The sequence below is a fragment of the Poseidonocella sedimentorum genome, assembly GCF_900116005.1.
GTDB lineage: Bacteria > Pseudomonadota > Alphaproteobacteria > Rhodobacterales > Rhodobacteraceae > Poseidonocella > Poseidonocella sedimentorum.
This window is the reverse complement of record NZ_FOYI01000013.1, coordinates 44,395-62,899: the sequence shown is the minus strand read 5'-3', so window position 1 is coordinate 62,899 and position 18,505 is coordinate 44,395. Positions and strand designations below refer to the sequence as shown.

General features: G+C 69.4%; 15 protein-coding genes and 1 tRNA gene. 9 read left to right on the top strand and 7 right to left on the bottom strand.

Going from position 1 to position 18,505, the window contains the following annotated elements; genetic code table 11:
* Nucleotides 1–228 precede the first annotated feature (228 nt).
* Nucleotides 229–3,861, bottom strand: a complete 3,633-nt coding sequence (locus BM353_RS14670) for an efflux RND transporter permease subunit (RefSeq protein ID WP_092082179.1) — start codon at nt 3,859–3,861, stop codon at nt 229–231.
* Nucleotides 3,858–5,132, bottom strand: a complete 1,275-nt coding sequence (locus BM353_RS14665) for an efflux RND transporter periplasmic adaptor subunit (RefSeq protein ID WP_092082177.1) — start codon at nt 5,130–5,132, stop codon at nt 3,858–3,860. The genes BM353_RS14670 and BM353_RS14665 overlap by 4 nt, the downstream gene beginning before the upstream one ends.
* A gap of 325 nt (nt 5,133–5,457) precedes the next feature.
* On the opposite strand from BM353_RS14665, the gene BM353_RS14660 reads away from it, so the two are divergent.
* The 4 genes from BM353_RS14660 (at nt 5,458) to BM353_RS14645 (ending at nt 10,095) form a co-directional block, all read left to right on the top strand.
* Nucleotides 5,458–6,117, top strand: a complete 660-nt coding sequence (locus BM353_RS14660) for a hypothetical protein (RefSeq protein ID WP_092082175.1) — start codon at nt 5,458–5,460, stop codon at nt 6,115–6,117.
* Nucleotides 6,114–7,496, top strand: coding sequence for a PQQ-like beta-propeller repeat protein (locus BM353_RS14655; RefSeq protein ID WP_092082173.1), 1,383 nt, complete (start codon nt 6,114–6,116; stop codon nt 7,494–7,496). Before BM353_RS14660 ends, BM353_RS14655 begins: the two co-directional genes overlap by 4 nt.
* Nucleotides 7,497–7,543: 47 nt before the next feature.
* Nucleotides 7,544–9,022: a ribosome biogenesis GTPase Der gene (gene der, locus BM353_RS14650; protein ID WP_092082171.1), complete on the top strand. Its 1,479-nt coding sequence runs from the start codon at nt 7,544–7,546 to the stop codon at nt 9,020–9,022.
* A gap of 86 nt (nt 9,023–9,108) precedes the next feature.
* On the top strand, nt 9,109–10,095 hold the full coding sequence (locus BM353_RS14645; protein WP_092082169.1) for a fatty acid desaturase: 987 nt from the start codon (nt 9,109–9,111) through the stop codon (nt 10,093–10,095).
* Between the two features lie 26 nt (nt 10,096–10,121).
* Here the strand turns inward: BM353_RS14645 and BM353_RS14640 are convergent, their stop codons facing one another.
* A complete protein-coding gene (locus BM353_RS14640) occupies nt 10,122–10,922 on the bottom strand; it encodes a VPLPA-CTERM sorting domain-containing protein (RefSeq protein ID WP_143104177.1) in 801 nt (266 codons plus the stop codon).
* 338 nt (nt 10,923–11,260) lie between these two features.
* On the opposite strand from BM353_RS14640, the gene BM353_RS14635 reads away from it, so the two are divergent.
* Nucleotides 11,261–11,336: transfer RNA gene (locus tag BM353_RS14635), tRNA-Val, on the top strand.
* Nucleotides 11,337–11,342: 6 nt separating this feature from the next.
* Here BM353_RS14635 and cobS read toward each other — a convergent pair.
* The 3 genes from cobS to cobU are packed head-to-tail and all read right to left on the bottom strand — an operon-like array spanning nt 11,343 to nt 13,628.
* The gene (cobS, locus tag BM353_RS14630; RefSeq protein ID WP_092082165.1) at nt 11,343–12,092 is read right to left on the bottom strand and encodes an adenosylcobinamide-GDP ribazoletransferase; all 750 of its coding nucleotides are present in this window, start codon (nt 12,090–12,092) and stop codon (nt 11,343–11,345) included.
* A complete protein-coding gene (cobT, locus tag BM353_RS14625; protein ID WP_092082163.1) occupies nt 12,089–13,120 on the bottom strand; it encodes a nicotinate-nucleotide--dimethylbenzimidazole phosphoribosyltransferase in 1,032 nt (343 codons plus the stop codon). Before cobT ends, cobS begins: the two co-directional genes overlap by 4 nt.
* Complete coding sequence (gene cobU, locus BM353_RS14620; RefSeq protein WP_092082161.1) at nt 13,104–13,628, bottom strand: bifunctional adenosylcobinamide kinase/adenosylcobinamide-phosphate guanylyltransferase; 525 nt, start codon at nt 13,626–13,628, stop codon at nt 13,104–13,106. Before cobU ends, cobT begins: the two co-directional genes overlap by 17 nt.
* Nucleotides 13,629–13,672: 44 nt before the next feature.
* Between cobU and BM353_RS14615 the strand changes: the two genes are divergently transcribed.
* The 4 genes from BM353_RS14615 to cobD are packed head-to-tail and all read left to right on the top strand — an operon-like array spanning nt 13,673 to nt 16,979.
* Nucleotides 13,673–14,254 carry a histidine phosphatase family protein gene (locus BM353_RS14615; RefSeq protein ID WP_092082159.1) on the top strand — a complete coding sequence of 194 codons (582 nt, stop codon included), beginning with the start codon at nt 13,673–13,675 and terminating at the stop codon, nt 14,252–14,254.
* A complete protein-coding gene (locus BM353_RS14610; protein ID WP_245759670.1) occupies nt 14,251–15,060 on the top strand; it encodes a propanediol utilization protein in 810 nt (269 codons plus the stop codon). The genes BM353_RS14615 and BM353_RS14610 overlap by 4 nt, the downstream gene beginning before the upstream one ends.
* Complete coding sequence (cbiB, locus tag BM353_RS14605) at nt 15,057–15,992, top strand: adenosylcobinamide-phosphate synthase CbiB (protein ID WP_092082157.1); 936 nt, start codon at nt 15,057–15,059, stop codon at nt 15,990–15,992. The genes BM353_RS14610 and cbiB overlap by 4 nt, the downstream gene beginning before the upstream one ends.
* A 12-nt stretch (nt 15,993–16,004) precedes the next feature.
* A complete protein-coding gene (cobD, locus tag BM353_RS14600; RefSeq protein ID WP_092082224.1) occupies nt 16,005–16,979 on the top strand; it encodes a threonine-phosphate decarboxylase CobD in 975 nt (324 codons plus the stop codon).
* Here the strand turns inward: cobD and BM353_RS14595 are convergent.
* Complete coding sequence (locus tag BM353_RS14595; protein ID WP_092082155.1) at nt 16,965–18,419, bottom strand: cobyric acid synthase; 1,455 nt, start codon at nt 18,417–18,419, stop codon at nt 16,965–16,967. The two genes, cobD and BM353_RS14595, sit on opposite strands and share 15 nt — an antisense overlap.
* Between the last annotated feature and the right edge of the window lie 86 nt (nt 18,420–18,505).

The window sequence follows — 18,505 nt, the reverse complement described above, 5'->3', positions numbered from 1 at the left end:
TGGCCGTCCGGGCGGTCATGCGCTTTGCCATCTTTGAGCTGACCTCGGGGTCTTGGCGGGTTTGGGTCGATAAAGTGCTGCGTTCGGGCGGTGGGAGCGCCTGACCACGGCCATGCTGCTCTATGGGTGGGTGTGGTGTGGCGGTCGGTTTTTGTGATGTGGCTGTGCGGGTCGGTGGAGCGAGGCGCGAAGAGATGGTTTGGCTCCGCCAATCATTCTGCGCGGAGGTCATTCCGCAGCGCGTAGTCGGCCGGGTTCGGGGCTTTCTTCGGTCCAGATGATTTCGGGGGCCGGGGTGTGGCGGGCGTCGCGTTTGAGGGCCCAGTCCTGGGCGGCGCGGCTGGTGCGCCCGAGGCCGAGGCGGGCGGCGAGGGCGGCGAGCCAGAGGGCGTACTCCGTGGCCCAGACGCGGGCGGCGAGCATGGATGGGGTGAAGATCAGGGTCAGGACGGTGGCGATGCCGAGGCCGAAGACGACCGCCGTGGCAAGTTGTTTCCACCAGAGCGCCGTCGGGCTGTCGATCGAGTAGCCGCCCGAGAAGATATCGACCGAGAGGCCGTACATCATCGGGGCGAGGCCGGCCATGGTGGTCAGTGTGGTGAGCAGGACCGGGCGGATGCGGTCTTCGGCGGTGCGGATGATGGCTTCGATGCGGGGCAGGGTGCGGGCGTAGTCCTGATAGGTGTCGATCAGCACGATATTGTTGTTCACCACGATCCCGGCCAGCGCGACGATGCCGGTCCCGGTCATGATGATGGAGAAGGGTTGGCCCATGACGAGCATCCCGATGAGGCAGCCGGTGGTCGACAGGACCACCGCTAGCAGCACCAGAACGGAGTTGTAGAGGCTGTTGAACTGCGCCAGCAGGATGATGAACATGAGCCCGAGCGCAGCGGCGAAGGCGGTCTGGAGGAACGCCTGGGATTCGGCCTGATCCTCCTGATCGCCCGTCCATTCCCACGTGATGCCGGCCGGTAGCGGATCGGTCTTGAGCCATTCGGTGAGCGCGGCGATGAGGGTGTTTGGGGTCATCGGGGCGCCGGTGTCGGTGGTGAGGCCGGGCAGGACGTCGGCCTTGACGTCGAAGAAGCGCTTCTGATCCTGGCGGTTGATCTCGGCGAGCTTGGCGACGGGGGTGCGGGTGGTGAAATTGGCCAGCGGGATGAGCCCGTCGGGGGTGCGGACCTTGAGCGTGTCGAGAGTCGAGAGGAGCCGGTCGGCTTCGGGCAGGCGGACGCGGATCTCGATCTCCTCATCGGAGCTGTCGATCGGCATGGTGTCGAGCAGGATGCCGCGGGTGACGAGCTGGACCATGGCGCCGACGGTGGCCACATCCGCGCCGTAGCGGCCGGCCTTTTCCACATCTACGTCGATCTGCCAGTCGATGCCGGGCAGGGGCAGGGTGTCCTCGACGAGGGTGAGCCCCTCGGTCTCTTCGAACCGGGCGCGGGCGATCTCGGTGGCGGCGAGCAGGTCGTCCCAGTCGTCGCCCTTGAGGCGCAGGTGGACGGGCTTGCCGCTGGCCGGGCCCATCGCGAGGTTGAGGATCTCGATCTCCACCCCGGGAAGCGTCTTGAGCGCGGCGCTCAGCTCTTCGAGCACGATATCGCCATCAAGCTCCGGCCGGTCGCGCCGGTCTTCCCAGGGGATGGTTTCGAGCTGGATTTCGCCAATGGTGTCTTTCGGCGACTCGGCCCCGCCGGTGTTGGAGCCAAGCCCGCCTTCGCCGGCGAAGGAGAAGGCGTTGAGGATGCCGGGGTGGGCCAGGACGATCTCCTCGGCCTCGCGCACCACCGCGTCCTTTTCGGTGAGCGAGAGGTTGCCGCGGGCGCGGACGTAGACGATGGCCTGCTCCGGTTCGCTCTCAACAAAGAACTCCACGCCGTTGTTGTTGCTGCCGAAATAGATGAAGACGGAGCCCACGAAGACCACCACGGCGCCGATGCTCAGGATCGGCATGACCGGGTTGGCGGTGATTGCCTGGATCACGTAGCCAAAGCCGGTGCGGTGGCGCTTGCCATCCACCCGGGTCTCGCGGCGGCCGAAGAGCTTCTGGCCGAGCCATGACGCCCCGAGGCGCACCCGGGTGGAGACGGCGAGGATGGCGATGACGAGACCTAGTATCCCCACCATGAGAAGGACGACGACCGCGACGATCCCGAGGGCGACGGCATAGGCAGCCGCGAACCTAGGGAGGATCGACCCCATGATGTCGGAGCTATCGAGCCCGCCGAAGAGCGTTGGGATGAAGGTACGGAACGGGAAATGGCTCAGGATCGCATCCGCCGCCCCGATGGCGAGGATCGAGCCGAGGGCGAGCCCAGCGTGCTGCAGCCATCGGCCCCGGGCCAACCGATCCGCGCGCGTGGCGAGCCACCGCTCCGTCCGGCCCACGACGCCGCCCATGACCGGCAGGTAGACCAGCGCCACCACCAGCGAGGCGGAGAGCACGAAGATGAGCGTCACCGGGAGCATCCCCATGAACTCGCCCGGAATCCCGGGCCAGAAGAGCATCGGCAGGAAGGCGCAGAGCGTCGTTGCGGTGGAGGAGACGATGGGCCAGAACATGCGCTTGGCGGCTTCGACATAGGCGTGCATCGGGCCGGTGCCCTCACGGATGCGCTTGTCGGCGTATTCGACCACCACGATCGCGCCATCGACCAGCATCCCCACCGCGAGGATGAGCCCGAACATCACGATGTTGGAGACCGCGATGCCCATGACGCCGAGGAGCACGAAGCACAAAAGGAAAGAGGTCGGGATCGCGAAGCCCACGAGCAGCGCGGGCCGCAGGCCCAGCGTTGCCAGCGAGACGAGCATCACCAATGCGATGGCGGTGATCACCGAATCCTCAAGCTGCGAGACCATCGAGCCGACCACGCGGCTCTGGTCGTTCGACGTGCCCACCTCGACGGCGGCGGCCAGCTCGGGCGGCCAGCCCTCCTGCGCGGCGGCCACCTCGGCCTTGATCAACTCGGCGGTGTCGATGAGGTTGAACCCCTTTCGCTTGACCACCTGCAGCGCAACCGTGGGCGCGCCGTTGAACCGCGCGGTGCCGGTCCGGTCCTCGAAGGTGAGGCTGATGGTCGCCAGATCGCCCAGCGTCACCACCCGCGCACCGTTGGTCTTGACCGGCAGGTCGTAGATGTCGCGCGCCTCGTCGAAGCTTGAGGGGATCTTGATCGAAAAGCTGCCCTGGTCGGTCTCGACCTCGCCCGCGGCGATGAGCTGGTTGTTGTTCTGGACCACGGTGATGAGCTCGCCCGCGGTCACGTTGTAGCTCTCGAGCCGGACCGGATCGATCAGCACTTCCATCATCTCGTCGCGGTTGCCCGCGATGCCCGCCTCCAGCACCGCGTCGAGACTCTCCAGCCGGTCCTGCAGGTCTTTGGCGATGCGGGCCATGGTGCGCTCGGGCACGCGGCCGGTGAGATTGACGATGATGATCGGGAATTCGGAGAAGTTGATCTCGTTGATCGTGTATTTCTCGGCCCCGTCGGGGAAATTGGCCTCGGCGGTGTTCATCGCGTCGCGCACGTCGGCCATGACCTTGGTCTTGTCCCATCCGAACTCGAATTCGAGCGAGACGCCGGCGTAGCCCTCCGCCGCCGTGCCGCCGATGGATTTGAGCCCGTCGAGCCCGGCAAGCTCGGTCTCCATCGGCTTGACCAGCAGGGTTTCGGCGTCGCGCGCGGAGATGCCGGGGAAGGGGACGGAGACGAAGAGCGCGGGGATATCGATGTCCGGCTCGCCCTCTTTGGGCAGCGTGGTGTAGGCAAAGCCGCCCGACACCAGCGAAAGCACGATGAAGGCGAGGATCATCCGGGCGCGCGAGGCGGCCCAGTCGACGATTCCGGTCATCCCTTCGCCTCCCGGAAGTGGGGCGCGACGGGCACGCCGTCCTCGACGTATTCCTGGCCCAGCGTGATGATCTTGACCGTCTCGGGCAGGCCTTCGACCCAGATCCCGTCGACTGTGTCGCGCAAGACGGTGACCGGCGCGAAGCGGGCGGTGCTGCCTGCATCCACGTAGCGGATGCCGAGCCGGCCCTCGTCATCGAGCGTGAGCGCCGATTGGGGGATGAGATGGGCCTTGGCCCCGGCGGCGGAGATCAGGATTTCCGCGGTCTGGCCATCGCGGACGGACAGATCGGGGTTGGGCACGTCGATCTCGACGCGGAAGGTCCGGGTCGTGGGATCCGCGCTGCGGGAGATGAAGGTGACGTCGCCCTGGAGCGTCCGGCCGTTGGAGAGCCGCCCGGCGGCCTGTGCGCCGAGGGACACGCGGTCGACCTCGGTTTCCGGCACGAAGCCCACGAGCTTGATCGGATCGAGCTGGAGCACCGTGGCGCAGAGGCTGCCCGGTTGCAGCAGGCTGCCGAGCTCGGCGCTGTCGCTTTCCAGCAGCCCGGCGAAGGGCGCGCGCATTTGCAGCCGGTCAAGCTCCTTCTGGGCGGCGGCGACGGCCGCTTCGGCGCTCTGGATGCCGGCGGTGGTGCTCTCGACCCCGGCCTTGGCGGCCTCCAGCCCCGATTGCGCGCTGCTGAGCGTGGCCTCGGCGCTGCGCACGGCGGCGCGGGTTGCGGCGACGCGGGTCTCGGAGGCGAACCCCTCGCTGACCAGCCGCGCGGCGGCATTGGCGTTGATCTCGGCCTCGGCGAGCAGCGCGCGGGCCTCTTCGACACGGGCATTGGCCTCGGGGATGCGCGATTGCGCCTCGGGCACGCGGGCGCGCGCTTCGGCCAGCCGGGCCCGGGCCTCGGCCAGCGCGACTTGCCGCGTGCCGATGTCGATCTCGCACAGCAGCGCGCCGTCCTCGACGAAGGCGCCCTTGCGCCGCGGCTCGGAAATCACCTGCCCGCTGGTTTCGGCGCGCAGCTCGACCTGCCGCGCCGCCGCCGTCTCGCCGCGCAGCCGCACCGCGCCGTCGATCTCACGGGCCTCAAAGGTCTGGGCGACCACCGCGACACTGTCGGGCGCGACCTCTGGCGCCGTCCCGCCCGGCTCGGCGGTCTCGCCCTCCTCCGCGCCGAAGAGAAACGGCACGCGTTCGGCCAGCATCTCGCGTTCGAACACGAGCAGGTAGAGCACGAAAGCCGCGAGCAGCGCCACGAGCAGGGGAAAGGGCTTCATCGGGGGCTCCTCGGAATCAGGGCGTACATCGGCAGGCACTCGGGGCTATGGCCACTTGTGGGGCGCGAGGCAATCGGGTTCGACAGGCGGCGCGACGTGGGTGCGCTCGGATGTTACGATGATTTACTTAAGCGCTTACTTAAGGGAATGCACCGGTGATGCAACCCCCGTTGGGAAAGAGTGAACAAGATGGTTCAGTTTAGCCACAACCTGACCGCGCGCACAAGCACGGGGCACGCAAGCCACGGGAGGGGCGGCCCACCACTTGGCACGCCCCTGCAGGCAGGTTAAGACAAGCGCGCCCAATACGGTGAGGAGAGGCGCGGTGAGCGACACGGATACATTCATCGACGAAGTCAGCGAAGAGGTTCGCCGCGACCGGTTGTACAAGACCATGCGCCGCTATGGCTGGATCGCGGTCGTGCTGGTGCTGGCGCTTGTCGGTGGGGCGGCGTTCAACGAATACCGCAAGGCGGAACGGCGGGCGGAGGCCGAGGCGCTTGGCGACGCGACGCTGGCTGCGCTCGAGGCCGAGAGCCCGGCGGATCGCGCAAGCGCGCTGGCGGCGCTGGCCGAGGGCGATGCCGCGCCGGTTCTGGCGCTGATGGCGGCGGCGGAATCATTGGCGGCGGGCGAGCGCGAGGACGCGGTCGCCGCGCTTGACCGGATCGCCACCGATGGCGAGACAAGCGCGGATTACCGTCAGCTTGCCGCCTTCAAGGCCCTTCTGCTGACCGCCGGTACCGGCGATATCGAAGAGCTTCGCCTCGGGTTCGCCACCATGGCCGAGCCGGGCAACCCCTATCGCCTGCTGGCCGAGGAACAGCTCGCGCTGCTCGATCTGCGCGCCGGCGATACGGAGGCGGCGGTCTCTCGTCTGGAGACGATGCTGGTTGATGCCGAACTGTCGGCGGGCCAGCGCACCCGGGTCAGCCAACTCCTCGTCGCGCTTGGCGCCGATGGCGAGCCAGAGGACGGCGCATGACGGCACGGACGCTGACGGCCCGCGGCACAACGCCCCGCGCCAGGACGACAGGACCGGCCGCAGGCGCCAAAACCCGGCTCGCCGGCGCGCTGCTCATTGCGGCGCTGGTCGCCGGCTGTGGCGGCGGGCGGGACGTGATCCTGACCGGGCCGCGCGAACCCCTGCGCGCCGAGGGCGACCGGTTCACCGAAACCGCGCCGGTCAACCGCGCCGCGCCAATCGCGCTCGGCGCGCCTGCGCTCAACCCCAGCTGGACCCATCTTGGCGGCAGCCCCGCCCACCGCATCGACCATCCGTCCCTCGCCGCGCAACCGGCGCTCGCATGGTCCGCGCCGATCGGCCAAGGCAACACCCGCAAGCTGCGCATCACCGCCGAGCCGGTGATCGCCGCGGGCCGCATCTTCACCCTCGACGCCGGGGCCGGCGTGCAGGCCACCTCCACCGCGGGCGCCCCGCTCTGGACCCGTGACCTCACCCCCTTCGGCGATGGCGCGGGCGAGGCCTCGGGCGGCGGGCTCGCCTATGGCGCAGAGACCCTCTTCGTGACGTCCGGCTTCGGCATGCTCACAGCCCTCGATCCGGCCACCGGCGCCCCCCGCTGGACCCAGAAACTCGGCGCCGCGAGTACCGGCGCTCCGACCGTCTCGGGCGAGCTGGTCTATGTGGTCGGCTCGGACAACCGCGCCTGGGCCGTGGAGGCGGAAACCGGTCGCGTTGCCTGGTCCGTCGGGGCAGCTCCGAGCCAGGCCGGCATCGCCGGCGGCCCGGCCCCGGCTGTCTCGGGCGATCTCGCCGTGCTGCCCTTCCGCGATGGCGAACTCGTCGCGGTCTTCCGCCAGGGCGGGCTGCAACGCTGGCAAAGCGCTGTGCGCGGCGCGCGGCGCGGCTATGCGTCGGGGCGGATTTCGGACCTCACCGGCGATCCGGTGATCAGCGGCGGGCGCGTCTATGCCGCCAACTTCTCGGGCCGACTCGCGGCGATGGACCTCACCTCCGGCGAGCGGCTCTGGACGGCCAACGAAGGCGCGCTCGGCCCCGCGCTCCCGGCGGGCGACTCGCTCTTCGTGATCTCCGATCAGAACGAACTGCTGCGCCTCGGCGCCTCCGACGGCGCGCGGATCTGGGGGGCCCAGCTGCCCTTCTTCACCTCCGACCGCGAGCGGCGTCAGGCCGAGGTTTTCGCCCATTTCGGCCCGCGTCTTGCGGGCGGGCGGCTCGTTGTCGCCTCCAGCGACGGGGTTCTGCGCTTCTTCGATCCGGTCTCCGGCGCGCCTCTGGGCACGCTTCCGGTGGCGGGCGGAGCCGCCTCTGCGCCGGTGATCGCGGGTGGGGTGCTCTACGTGGTGAGCCAGAACGGGCAACTGCACGCTTTCCGTTGAGGGCAAAACCGTGTAGGCGGGGCGCTTGAATCGCGAAAGAGTGCCAGATGTCCTTCACCCTCGCCATCGTCGGGCGGCCCAATGTCGGCAAGTCCACCCTGTTCAACCGGCTGGTTGGCAAGCGCCTTGCGTTGGTCGATGACCAGCCGGGCGTGACGCGTGATCTGCGCGAAGGGGCGGCGCGCTTCGGCGATCTGAACTTCACCGTGATCGACACCGCCGGGCTTGAAGACGCCACCGACGACAGCCTTCAGGGCCGGATGCGCAAGCTCACCGAACGGGCCGTGGACATGGCTGATGTCTGCCTCTTCATGATCGACGCGCGCGCCGGGCTCACCTCGACGGACCGCGAGCTCGCCGAGCTGCTGCGCCGCCGGTCGGGCAATGTCCTTCTGGCCGCGAACAAATCCGAGGGCCGCGCCGCGGATGCGGGGATCCTTGAGGCCTATGAGCTTGGTCTGGGCGAGCCGCTGCGCATTTCCGCCGAACATGGCGAGGGGATGGGCGAGCTTTTCGCCGCGCTCGCGCCGCTGGCCGATGCCTTCGCCGAAGCCCGCGCCGACGAGGTCGCGCCGGAGGTGGACGTGGATGTCTCGGACGAGGACGGCGAGGATGGCGAGGCCGCCGCCACCCGCCAGCCAACGGTGGACCGTCCGCTGCAGGTCGCGGTCATCGGCCGGCCCAACGCGGGGAAATCCACGCTGATCAACAAGATCATCGGGCAGGATCGTCTGCTTACCGGGCCCGAGGCGGGCATCACCCGCGACGCGATTTCGCTGGCCGTCGACTGGAACGGCACGCCCTGCCGGGTGTTTGACACCGCGGGCATGCGCAAGCGCGCCAAGATTCAGGACAAGGTCGAGAAGCTTTCGGTCTCCGACGGGCTGCGCGCGGTCAAATTCGCCGAGGTGGTGGTGCTGCTGCTCGACGCGGCGATCCCCTTCGAGCAACAGGATTTGCGCATCGCCGACCTCGCCGAGCGTGAGGGGCGTGCGGTCGTGGTGGCGCTCAACAAGTGGGATCTCGAGACCGACAAGCAGGCCAAGATCCGCGAGCTGCGCGAGAGTTTTGAACGGCTCCTGCCGCAATTGCGCGGCGCGCCTCTGGTGACCGTCTCGGCCCGCACGGGCAAGGGGCTCGACCACCTGCACGCGGCGATCGTCAAGGCCTATGACGTCTGGAACCGCCGCGTCTCCACCGCCCGGCTCAACCGCTGGCTCAGCGGCATGCTGGAGGCCCACCCGCCCCCCGCGCCGCAGGGCCGCCGCATCAAGCTGCGCTACATGACGCAGGTCAAGAGCCGCCCGCCGGGCTTCGTTGTCATGTGCAGCCACCCCGACAAGATGCCCGACGCCTATTCGCGCTACCTCGTCAACGGGCTGCGCGAGGATTTCGACCTCCCCGGCACGCCCATCCGCCTCTACATGCGCGGGCAGGGCAGCGAAAACCCGTTCAAGGGCCGCAAGAAACCGGGGCCGTCGAAACTGCGCAAACATTTGGCGCCCAAGGGAAGATCGGGAAATTGACCTTGCGGTAAAGCCGCGAGCTTGGTTAATGTGTCTCTTATTTTCTAAAGGGCCCGTTGCGGGCCGGAATTTGAGGGACCATTGCGATGTCAATTCGTTCGGCTTCGCGCGCCTATGCGGTGCGCAGCAATGCCAAGGCCTGGTGCAGTCTACTTCCCACGCTGGCGCTGTTCTTCGGCGCCCTGATCGCCGCGATCGCCTGTCGCGCGCAGATTTGGATCCTCGTGCCCGGGGTGGTGCTGACGGCGGTGGCGGGGGTGCGGCTCTACATGCTCCAGCACGATTGCGGCCACGGCTCGTTTTTCGAGAGCCGCCGGCTCAATGACCGGGTCGGGGCGCTGCTCTCGCCGCTGACGCTCACGCCCTACAAGGCCGGGCGCTACAACCACAACCTCCACCACGCCCATATCGGCGACCTCGACGAGCGCGGCGCCTCTGAGATCTACATCATGACACTCGCCGAATTCGAGGCCGCGCCCCTGTGGAAACAGCTGGTCTACCGGCTCTACCGCTCGCCCGTCACGCTCTTTCTGGTGGGCCCGACGCTGCTCTATCTCATCCGCTTCCGCTGGCCGCGCAACGTGATGAAATCGGGCCTCGGCGATATCGTGCTGCACAACCTGTTGCTCGCGGCGCTCCTCGGCGGGCTGGTGCTTGCCTTCGGCTGGATCGCGTTGCCGATCTGGGGGGCGGCGCTGGTGCTGGCCGGCTCCTTCGGCGGGCTCATTCCCTACGTGCAGCACAATTTCGAAACGGTCTACTGGGCGGCGCATCAAGAGCGCGATTTCGAAGCCGCGGCGCTGGAGGGTTCGGCGGTGATCGATCTCGGGCCGGTCTTCGATCTGGCAACCGCCAACATCGCCTACCACGACCTGCACCACCTCAACGCCTCGATCCCGAGCTACGAGCTCAAGCGCTGCCACCGGGCGCTCCGGGCCGAACTCGATCCGGTTTACATCGGCTGGCGCGATGTGGTGGGCTGTTTCCGTTGGAAACTCTGGGACGAAACCAGCCGCCGCATGACCCGCTTCCCGCCGCTTTTCCAAAGCCTACGCCGCGCCGCGCCGGTCTGAAGGGGCGCGCGCGACCGAGGGTGCAGTCAGGCGCAAGCGCGCCTGACCCGCCCCGCTGTGCCTAAAACGGCCAGACCGATGACCAGCAGAGGCAGGGACGCGGGCAAGGGCACCGGCGCGGGGGTGAAGGTCACGGTCGCATCGAAATTGGTGAACACCAGTTCGGTATCGGGGTCATGCGCTGCGTCCGGGAAGTCGAGCCCGCCGTGGTCGGGGGCGCCGTTCCAGACGATGAGCCCGATGCCAAGGAAACCCGCGGGTGCGGTATCGTGCTCCGTGTCGGAGCTAAAGACCGGAATCCTGAGCCCCACCTCCCACCAGTACCGGTCGGAAGACCAGCGCAGAGAGCTGTCCACCCCGATCTCCTCGTCACCGTCGGAGGGGATGAGGATGAACGGCCGGAGCACGGGGGTAAAACCGGCGTAGCCCGGCGTGCTGTCGAATTGGAACTCGAGGGCAAACTCATAGCCGCTATCGATTGTCGAGTCCCATGGGCTTTGCGGGAAGTCGTTGATGAAGGGCGGATCGGTGGTCAGGTCATTGACCAGCGTGCCTGTGAGGTTGATCGAAACCGAGCTTCCGCCGCCTAAATCCAGACGGTCAAGAGGGAACGAGTACAGCAGCTCGCGCGCCTCCAGCGTCCCGTTCGTGTAAAAGCGAAGCGACAGATCGAAATCCCCGCCATCGTCTTCATCGTCATCATCGTCGTCGTCGTCGTCGTCATCCCCGCCGCCTCCGGAAGAAGAGGGTGAGACTCCGCCGCTCGAAAGGGCCGTGACATCGAGGGGGGATAGAGGCGCGGCCTGGGCCATGGGCGCTACTGTCATACCGAGGCAAATCAGTGCGATAGCGTATGATAAAACGGATTTTTCCATGATCGTACTCCTTCTCCTTGGGATCCTGAAAACAGTCGTGCCGAGCGAGAATAGATTGACCGTAGAATGCACCTCTATTGACGTAGGGTCAAATCTCGGGATCCGCGGACAGCGACCGCCGGCGCGAATTTCGTTGAAATTCTGCGCATTGCGCGGCGTTTCCGTGGGCGCGCTTCCGGATGGTGGAGGGCAGTTCCGCGTTGATCAGGGGCGAGTGGCGGGTCCGCTGTGGCTACCGCAGATTTGGACCTTGCAACGTGCCCCGCTCCTGCGCTATTTGCGCCGGGATCGGGTGATTAGCTCAGTTGGTAGAGCGCTTCGTTTACACCGAAGATGTCGGGAGTTCGAGTCTCTCATCACCCACCATCCCCGTCACAGCATCAGCGCCAGCGCGACCCAGCCGCCGCACTCCGTGAGGAGCTGCACCGCGCCAAGCACGTCGCCGGTCTGCCCGCCGATGCGGCGGCGGGCGAGGCGCGCGGTGGTGAAGACGATGAGGGCCATCGGGGCCAGCGCGGCGACCATTGCGGGCCCGGCGAACAGGATCAGCAGTGCGCAAAGCGCAAGGCCCGGAAGCAGAGCGCGCGCGCCGCTCCCGGCCGCGCTGTGGCCCAGCCCGTCCGCCCGCGCGGGCGGCAGCCAGGTCATCGCGCCGAGCATGAAGAGCCGGCTGGCGCAGGCCAGCGCGAGGAAGGGCGCGATCGTGGCGCGGTCCCCGAGCGCGGCGATGCTCGTGCCCATCAGGGCGAGCACGAGGACCAGCGCGAGGACGCCGTAGCTGCCGATCCGGCTGTCGCGCATGATCTCAAGGCAGTGGGCGCGATCCCGCCCGCCGCCGATTCCGTCGGCGAAATCGGCCAGCCCGTCATGGTGCAGCCCGCCGGTGAGCAGCGCGCCGGCCAGAAGCGCGGCTAGGGCGGCCATGCCCGGTGTGCCGCCGAGCGCCAGCATCAGAGCAAATCCCGCCCAGGTCCCGAGCCCGACGACAAGCCCCGCGAGCGGATAGGCCCACCGCGCCGCCGCGAGGCTGGGCGCCGGCTCCGCCAGCTGCCCCGAGGGCAGGCGCGTCAGTAGCATCAGCGCCAGTCGCAGCTCGGCCACGCGCTGACGCAGGGCGCTCATGCCTCCGCGCTCTCCGCGCCGGCGACCCCGGCCTGGGCGAAGGTCGCCATGCCGTTGTGACAGGCCAGCGCGCCGCGCAGGATGTTGAGCGCCAGCGCCGCGCCCGTGCCCTCGCCAAGTGCCATGTCGAAATTGAGGATCGCGGTCTTGCCCAGGGCATCGAGCAACCGCGCGTGGCCCGGCTCGGCGCTCAGGTGGCCGACGAGGCAATGGGCGAGAAGCGCCGGATCAGCCGCGTGCAGCGGCGCCACGGCGGCCGAACAGATGTAGCCGTCGAGCAACACCGGAATGCGCGCCGCCCGCGCCGCCAGAACCGCGCCGCAGATCGCCGCCTGCTCCCGCCCGCCAAGCGCCGCCAGAACCTGAATCGGCGAAAGGCCCGCGTGCCGCGCGACCGCGCGGGAGACGACCTCGGCCTTGTGCTGCCGCCCCTCGGCGTCGCTCCCGGTGCCCGGGCCGACCCAGTCGGCGGCGTCCAGCCCGAAAAGCGCGTGGCACAGCGCAGCGGAGATCGTCGAGTTGCCGATCCCCATCTCGCCCAGCAGCAGCACATCGGCGTTGGGATCCACGGCGTCCGCCCCCCGGCGCATGGCGTCCAGACAGTCGGCCTCGCTCATCGCGGGCGCCTCTGTGATGTCGGCGGTGGGAGTGTCGAGATCGAGCGCGATCACGGTGAGCGCCGCGCCTGAAAGGCCGCACAGCTGGTTGATCGCCGCGCCGCCGGCCTCGAAATTTGCGACCATCTGCGCCGTGACCTCCTGCGGGAACGGGTTGACGCCCTGAGCGCAGACCCCGTGGTTTCCCGCGAAAACAAGAGCTTGCGCCGTGTCGATCACGGGGCGACCCGTCTCGCGCCACCCGGCAAGGAAGCTCGCGAGCGCCTCAAGCTGCCCCAGAGAGCCCGGCGGTTTGGTCAGCGTCATCTGGCGCGCGGCGGCCGCCTCGGCGGAAGCCCGGTCGAAGGCGGGTAGCGTTTCGGCCCAGCCGGCGATGGCGTCGAGCGAGGAAAATTCAGGGCAGGATGGCATTCGGTTTCACTTTCACTGGGTAGCCCGCGACGGTCAGATAGACCTCGTCACAGGCGGCGGCGATGATCTGGTTCACCCGGCCCGCCGCGTCGCGGAACGCACGGGCGAGCGCGTTTTCGGGGACGATCCCGCCGCCGACCTCGTTGGTGACGAAGACAACCGGGGCGTTCAGGCCGGGCAGGGCGCGGGCGATCTCGGCCGCTTCGCCCGCCCAGTCGGCGCCGGCGAACATGCGGTTGCTGAGCCAGAGCGTGAGGCAATCGACGAGCCTCGGCGCCTCGCCATCGCTCTGCCGCAGCGCGGCCAGCAGATCGTCCGGCCGCTCCCATGTTTGCCAAATCGCGCCGCGGCGGGCCTGATGCTCGGCGATCCGCGCGGCCATTTCGGCATCGCCCGCCTCTGCCGTGGCGATGTAGATCGGCGCGGGCCCAAGGCCCAGCGTCAGCCGTTCGGCCAGCGCGCTTTTGCCCGACCGGGCCCCGCCGGTGATGAGGATCGACTTTCCCATGCGAACGTGACAAATCAAAAAGCCGTCCCGATGGAAAGCCCAGAATGCCCGCTGACGCCCCGTCCCCGAAGGTTTCCGAATTGATCCTCGTCCGCCATGCCCCGGCCGATCATGGCGGGCGGCTTTGCGGGCGGATCGATCCGCCGCTGGCCCCGATTGCGGAGGCGCCGCTTGCGCCGGTTCGGGCGGCGCTCGCGGGGGGCGGGGCGTGGTACGCGAGCCCCGCGCTGCGCTGCCGGCAGACGGCGGAGCGGCTTGGGGGGCCGGCCCCGGTGCTCGATGCGCGGCTCTGGGAGCAGGATTTCGGCAGGCATGACGGGCTGCGGTTCGAGGAGATCCCCGATCTGGGGCCTCTGAGCCGGGCCGAGTTGGCCGCGCGGCGGCCTCCCGGTGGTGAGAGCTTTGCCGAAGCAGCCGCCCGGATCGCCCCCGCCCTTGAAGAGATCGCCGGGGCCGGGCCCCGCGCCGTTGTCGTCGCCCATGCCGGGACCGTGCGCGCCGCGCTGGCTGTGGTGACCGGCGCGCCCGCCGCGCTCGCCTTCGAGATCGCGCCCCTGTCGCTGACGCGGCTGCGGCGGATTGGCGGCGCGTGGTCGATTTCCTGCGTGAACTGGGTGGCACCGTGACAGCGGCGCACACGGTTCGGGTGGCCGGCCATTTCGGCGAGTGGCTACAGGGGCGGCTTGGCCCGCAGGGGCCTGTCGTGCTGATCACGCTGCCTTGCGCGGCGCTCGGCGTCCGGGCCGAGGCCCTGGGGCCGGGAGATTTTTCGCTTGAGCAATATCCGCCTGCTTTGCTGCCGGAGGCGCGTGCGGCGGCGTTTTTGCGGGCGCTCGGCGGGCCGGTTTCGGGGCGCTACCGGCTGGAGGCCGAGATGCCCCCCGGCGGCGGGGCCGGGGCCTCGACGGCGGCGCTTCTCGCGCTGGCCGGCGCGGCCGGGCATCCGTGCGACGCGGCTCTGGCCGGCCCCTGCGTGGCCACCGAGGGGGCAAGCGATCCGCTGATGCTGCCGCGCCCCGATGCGGTGCTCTGGGCGCCGCGCGAGGGCCACGCTCTGGGCGCGCTGCCGACTCCGCCACGCTGCGAGATTCTGGGCGGTTTCTGGGGGCCGCCGCTGCGCACCGCGCCGCAAGACGCCGCCTTTCCCGACGTGGCTGACCTGATCGACGCGTGGCGCGGGTCCGGGGATCTCGCCGAGTTCGCGGCCCTCGCGAGCCAGTCCGCCGCCCGGACCACTGCTCTGCGCGGCCCCGAGGACGACCCGACGCCTGCGCTCTGCGCCGCGCTCGGCGCGCTTGGCCATTTGCGGGCCCATACCGGATCGGCGCGCGGGCTGATCTTCCCGCCGGGTGCCGTGCCCGAGGGGGCCGAAGCGCGGCTGGCAGAGGCCGGGTTCGAGGGGGTTTTGCGCTTCGAGACGGGCGCGGCATGAGCTTTGCCGCCGCCATGCTCCTCGCCCTGGCGATCGAACTCGCCATTGGCTGGCCCGATGCGCTATATCGGCGGATCGGGCATCCGGTCACCTGGATCGGCGCGCTGATCTCAGCGCTGGAGGGGCGGCTCAACCGGGGCGCGCCAAGCGTCCGCAACGCGCGCGGGATATTGGCTCTCGTGGTGGTGGTCCTCGCGACCGGCCTGCCGGCGCTCGTGATCGGACTTGCACTGCCCTCCGGCCCGCTCGGCGTGGTCCTGACCGGCCTCCTTGCCTGGCCCTTCCTCGCCCTCCGCTCGCTTCACTCTCACCTCCGCGCGGTGGACCGCCCGCTTTCGCGCGGCGACATCCCGGGCGCGCGTCAGGCCGTTTCGATGATCGTGGGCCGCGAGACCGCCGCGCTCGGTGAGGAGGGAATCGCCCGCGCCGCGCTGGAGAGCCTTGCGGAAAACACCTCCGACGGGATCGTTGCCCCGCTCTTCTGGGGCGCGCTTCTCGGGCTGCCGGGCATCGCACTCTACAAGGCGATCAACACCGCCGATTCCATGATCGGCCACCGCAGCGCGCGCTACGCGCAGTTCGGCCGGGCGGCGGCGCGGCTTGACGATCTGGTCAATCTCCTCCCGGCGCGGCTCAGCGGCATCGCCTTTGCGCTCGTGAGCGCCCGCCCGCTTGGCGCGCTCCGGACCATGCGCCGCGACGCGCCGCAGCACCGTTCGCCCAACGCCGGTTGGCCCGAGGCGGCGATGGCCGCCGGGCTCGGGGTGCGGCTTTCGGGGCCGCGCGAATATGGCGGGCAGCGCAGCGACGAGCCCTGGCTCAACCCCGGCGCGCCCGATCCCCTGGCCCCCGATCTCGCGCGGGGGCTTGCGCTCTACCGCCGGGCGATGGTTCTTGTCGCCCTGGGGCTGTTGGGCCTCGCGGCGATCTGAAGGGGCGGGATGATGCGCGATCATGGCGGTGATCTGGAGCGGGCGATGGCGCGGTTCGGCGGGGCGCCGGGCGACTGGCTGGACCTCTCGACGGGGATCAATCCGCGCCCCTATCCGCTGCCTGCCTTTCAGGGGTCGGACTGGGCGGCGCTGCCCTCTGCGGCGGCGCTTGACGCGCTCGAAGAGACGGCCCGCGCGGCCTATGGCTGCCCCGGTGCGGCGGTGGCTCTGGCGGGGGCGCAGGCGGCGATTCAACTCGTCCCCTGGCTCCGCCCCCCGGGCCGCGCCCGCGTCCTCGCCCCGACCTACAACGAACACGCCGCCGCTCTGCGCGCGGCTGGCTGGGAGGTCTCGGAGGTCTCCAGCTTGAGCGATCTTGCCGGGGCCGATCTGGCGGTGGTGGTCAATCCCAACAACCCCGACGGGCGGGCCTTTGCGCCGGATGATCTTCTGGCGCTGCGCCGCGCGGTGGGCTTGCTCGTGGTCGATGAAAGCTTTGCCGACCCGACGCCGGAGATATCGCTCGGCCGGTGGGTTGACGGCGGCACGGAGGACCTGCTCCTGCTGCGGTCCTTCGGCAAGTTCTACGGGCTTGCGGGCCTGCGGCTCGGCTTCGCCCTGTGCGGTGCGGACATGGCGAACCGGCTGCGCGAGCGGGCGGGGCCTTGGTCGGTGAACGGCCCGGCGCTGCGCGCGGGACAGGCTGCGCTGGCGGATCGGGCCTGGGAGGCCGAGACAACCGCGCGGCTGCTGCGGGATGCGGGCCGGCTGGACCGGTTGGCGGAGGCAGCGGGCTGGCGGGGCGTCGGCGGCACGGCGCTCTTCCGGACCTATGAGACTGGTGGGGCGCAGGCCGCTCAGGATCGGCTCGCCGCGGCCCATATCTGGAGCCGCATCTTTCCCTATTCGCCAAGCTGGATTCGGCTCGGACTGCCCGGCGATGCGGCGGGTTGGGCCCGGCTGGAGGCGGCGTTAGCGGGCCGCTGAGAGGAGCCCCTTCACGTCCAGATGCGCCTCCATGTGATCGGCGAGCGCGTCGAGCGTCTCTTCCACAGTCGCGTCATAGGACAGGCCCGAGGCCTCCGCGCCCAGCCCAGAGAGCCACGCCGCGCGGAACCCGTCATCGCGGAACATCCCGTGCAGATAGCTGCCGCAGACGCGCCCGTCCGCGCGGGTGGCGCCCTCGGGGCGACCCGCCACCCGGGCAAAGGGCCGGGCGCGGTCGGGCCCCTCGCTCCGCCCGATGTGGATCTCGTAGCCGGCAAAGGCCGCGCCGCTTGCCACATGCACCGCGCGGGTCTCGGTGAGGCGCTTGTCCCCGGTCATGACCGTCTCGATATCGAGCAGACCGAGACCGGGATCGGAGCCCGGCGCGCCCTCGATGCCGTCCGGGTCCGCCACCACGCGGCCCAGCATCTGGTAGCCGCCGCAGATCCCGAGCACGTGCCCCCCCCGCCGGATGTGGGCGTGGAGGTCCACGTCCCAGCCTTGCGCGCGCAGGAAGGCCAGATCGCCACGGGTCGATTTGCTGCCCGGCAGGATCACCACATCGGCATCCCCGGGGATCGCGCGGCCCGGCTCCAGCATCGTGAGCCGCACGCCGGGCTCCATGGCGAGCGGGTCGAGATCGTCGAAATTGGCGATGCGCGAGAGGCGCAGGCAGACGATATGAAGCCCGTCGCCGCGCGCGCCGCTGGAGATGTCGAGCGCGTCTTCGGCGGGCAGGCGGGCAGCGCCATCGAACCACGGCAGCACCCCGTAGCCGCGCCAGCGCGTGCGCGCCTCGAGCATCTTGTAGCCATCGTCGAAGAGCGACGGATCGCCACGGAACCGGTTGATGATAAAGCCCACAATCTGGGCGGCGTCGTCAATGTCGAGCACGGCTTTGGTGCCGACGATCTGGGCGATCACACCGCCCCGGTCGATGTCGCCCGCGAGGATCACGGGCACGTTCGCGGCCCGTGCGAAGCCCATGTTGGCGATATCGCCCGCGCGCAGGTTGATCTCCGCCGGGCTGCCCGCGCCTTCGACCAGCACCAGATCGTGGGAGGCTTTCAGCCGCTCGAAACTCTCCAGCACCGCGCCCATAAGCTGCGGCTTGAGCGCCGCGTAGTCCCGCGCGCGCACCGATGTGAGCCGTTTGCCCTGCACCACCACCTGTGCGCCCGTGTCGGTCTCGGGCTTGAGCAACACCGGGTTCATGTCGGTGTGCGGCGCGCGCCCGCAGGCCAGCGCCTGCAACGCCTGCGCCCGCCCGATCTCGCCGCCATCGGCGGTCACGGCGGCATTGTTGGACATGTTTTGCGGCTTGAACGGCGCGACCTTGAGCCCCCGCCGCCGCGCCGCGCGGCAAAGCCCGGCCACGAGCATGGACTTGCCGACGTTGGAGCCGGTCCCCTGAATCATCAATGCGTTATGCTGGAACATGATCTTTAAATCTGAGGCCGTGGGTGGTATATGATAGGGTGTAGCCGACGTAGAGACGCAAGGAGGATGGCATGAGTGTTCGCACG

What these genes read in the sequence shown, in the direction of transcription:
- BM353_RS14655 (WP_092082173.1), top strand. Translation starts at nt 6,114, where the DNA reads ATGACGGCACGGACGCTGACGGCCCGCGGCACAACGCCCCGCGCCAGG.
- cbiB (WP_092082157.1), top strand. Translation starts at nt 15,057, where the DNA reads ATGAGCTTTGCCGCCGCCATGCTCCTCGCCCTGGCGATCGAACTCGCC.
- BM353_RS14645 (WP_092082169.1), top strand. Translation starts at nt 9,109, where the DNA reads ATGTCAATTCGTTCGGCTTCGCGCGCCTATGCGGTGCGCAGCAATGCC.
- der (WP_092082171.1), top strand. Translation starts at nt 7,544, where the DNA reads ATGTCCTTCACCCTCGCCATCGTCGGGCGGCCCAATGTCGGCAAGTCC.
- cobU (WP_092082161.1), bottom strand. Translation starts at nt 13,628, where the DNA reads ATGGGAAAGTCGATCCTCATCACCGGCGGGGCCCGGTCGGGCAAAAGC.
- cobT (WP_092082163.1), bottom strand. Translation starts at nt 13,120, where the DNA reads ATGCCATCCTGCCCTGAATTTTCCTCGCTCGACGCCATCGCCGGCTGG.
- BM353_RS14665 (WP_092082177.1), bottom strand. Translation starts at nt 5,132, where the DNA reads ATGAAGCCCTTTCCCCTGCTCGTGGCGCTGCTCGCGGCTTTCGTGCTC.
- BM353_RS14670 (WP_092082179.1), bottom strand. Translation starts at nt 3,861, where the DNA reads ATGACCGGAATCGTCGACTGGGCCGCCTCGCGCGCCCGGATGATCCTC.
- cobS (WP_092082165.1), bottom strand. Translation starts at nt 12,092, where the DNA reads ATGAGCGCCCTGCGTCAGCGCGTGGCCGAGCTGCGACTGGCGCTGATG.
- BM353_RS14615 (WP_092082159.1), top strand. Translation starts at nt 13,673, where the DNA reads ATGCCCGCTGACGCCCCGTCCCCGAAGGTTTCCGAATTGATCCTCGTC.
- BM353_RS14595 (WP_092082155.1), bottom strand. Translation starts at nt 18,419, where the DNA reads ATGTTCCAGCATAACGCATTGATGATTCAGGGGACCGGCTCCAACGTC.
- BM353_RS14640 (WP_143104177.1), bottom strand. Translation starts at nt 10,922, where the DNA reads ATGACAGTAGCGCCCATGGCCCAGGCCGCGCCTCTATCCCCCCTCGAT.
- cobD (WP_092082224.1), top strand. Translation starts at nt 16,005, where the DNA reads ATGCGCGATCATGGCGGTGATCTGGAGCGGGCGATGGCGCGGTTCGGC.